A 1,661-nucleotide genomic window follows, 5' to 3' on the forward strand; every position below is an offset into this window, starting at 1 on the left:
TGAAGGGCTTAGCTTCCGGGTTCGGAATGGGACCGGGCGTTTCCCCTTCGCTATGACCGCCGTAACGCTGTCGAGTTGTCAAACGGGTTCCCGTTCGTCTCTCGGGAACCGCACAGTGGACGCGTAGCAATGAATGAAGTGGTGAAGTTATCGGCTTATTAGTACCGGTCAGCTGCGGCAGTCGTTAGTCCTGCCTTCCACATCCGGCCTATCAACCCCGTGGTCTAGCGGGGTGCCTCTCGGGACGAGTCCCGTGGAAACCTCATCTTGAAGCAGGCTTCCCGCTTAGATGCTTTCAGCGGTTATCCCTTCCGAACGTAGCCAACCAGCCGTGCTCCTGGCGGAACAACTGGCACACCAGAGGTTCGTCCGTCCCGGTCCTCTCGTACTAGGGACAGCCCTTCTCAAGTTTCCTGCGCGCGCAGCGGATAGGGACCGAACTGTCTCACGACGTTCTAAACCCAGCTCGCGTACCGCTTTAATGGGCGAACAGCCCAACCCTTGGGACCTACTCCAGCCCCAGGATGCGACGAGCCGACATCGAGGTGCCAAACCATGCCGTCGATATGGACTCTTGGGCAAGATCAGCCTGTTATCCCCGGGGTACCTTTTATCCGTTGAGCGACGGCGCTTCCACAAGCCACCGCCGGATCACTAGTTCCGACTTTCGTCCCTGCTCGACCTGTCAGTCTCACAGTCAAGCTCCCTTGTGCACTTGCACTCGCCACCTGATTGCCAACCAGGCTGAGGGAACCTTTGAGCGCCTCCGTTACATTTTAGGAGGCAACCGCCCCAGTTAAACTACCCACCAGGCACTGTCCCTGGTCCGGATGACGGACCGAGGTTAGATGTCCAGAGCGACCAGAGTGGTATTTCAACGTTGACTCCACCGACACTGGCGTGCCGGCTTCACAGTCTCCCACCTATCCTACACAAGCCGCACCGAACACCAATACCAAGCTATAGTAAAGGTCCCGGGGTCTTTCCGTCCTGCTGCGCGTAACGAGCATCTTTACTCGTAGTGCAATTTCGCCGAGTTCGCGGTTGAGACAGCGGAGAAGTCGTTACGCCATTCGTGCAGGTCGGAACTTACCCGACAAGGAATTTCGCTACCTTAGGATGGTTATAGTTACCACCGCCGTTTACTGGGGCTTAAATTCTGAGCTTCGCCTTGCGGCTGACCCGTCCTCTTAACCTTCCAGCACCGGGCAGGCGTCAGTCCGTATACATCGTCTTGCGACTTCGCACGGACCTGTGTTTTTAGTAAACAGTCGCTTCTCCCTGGTCTCTGCGGCCCTTCACGCTCCCCGAGCAAGTCGGTTCACGCTTCAGGCCCCCCTTCTCCCGAAGTTACGGGGGCATTTTGCCGAGTTCCTTAACCACGATTCTCTCGATCGCCTTGGTATTCTCTACCTGACCACCTGAGTCGGTTTGGGGTACGGGCGGCTAGAACCTCGCGTCGAGGCTTTTCTTGGCAGCATAGGATCACCAGATTCCCGCATATGCGGTCACCGTCAGCTCTCAGGCTATGTGAGGTGCGGATTTGCCTACACCTCGCCCTACGACCTTGGACGTGGACTACCATCGCCACGCTTGGCTACCTTCCTGCGTCACCCCTGTTAATACGCTTACCTACTACCGGTTCGGGTCCCGTGCTCCCC

The 1,661-nt window shown here is 57.4% G+C and carries 1 rRNA gene and 1 other annotated feature (1 of these 2 only partly in view); the gene reads right to left on the reverse strand.

The window, feature by feature from the left end:
• Positions 1-64 (reverse strand) — a sequence feature (5S ribosomal RNA rRNA prediction is too short) (it extends 20 nt beyond the left edge of the window).
• A gap of 74 nt (positions 65-138) precedes the next feature.
• Positions 139-1,661 (reverse strand): 23S ribosomal RNA (locus CBZ_RS16265); the annotation flags it as partial.

The organism is Cellulomonas biazotea (genome assembly GCF_004306155.1).
Classification (GTDB): domain Bacteria; phylum Actinomycetota; class Actinomycetes; order Actinomycetales; family Cellulomonadaceae; genus Cellulomonas; species Cellulomonas biazotea.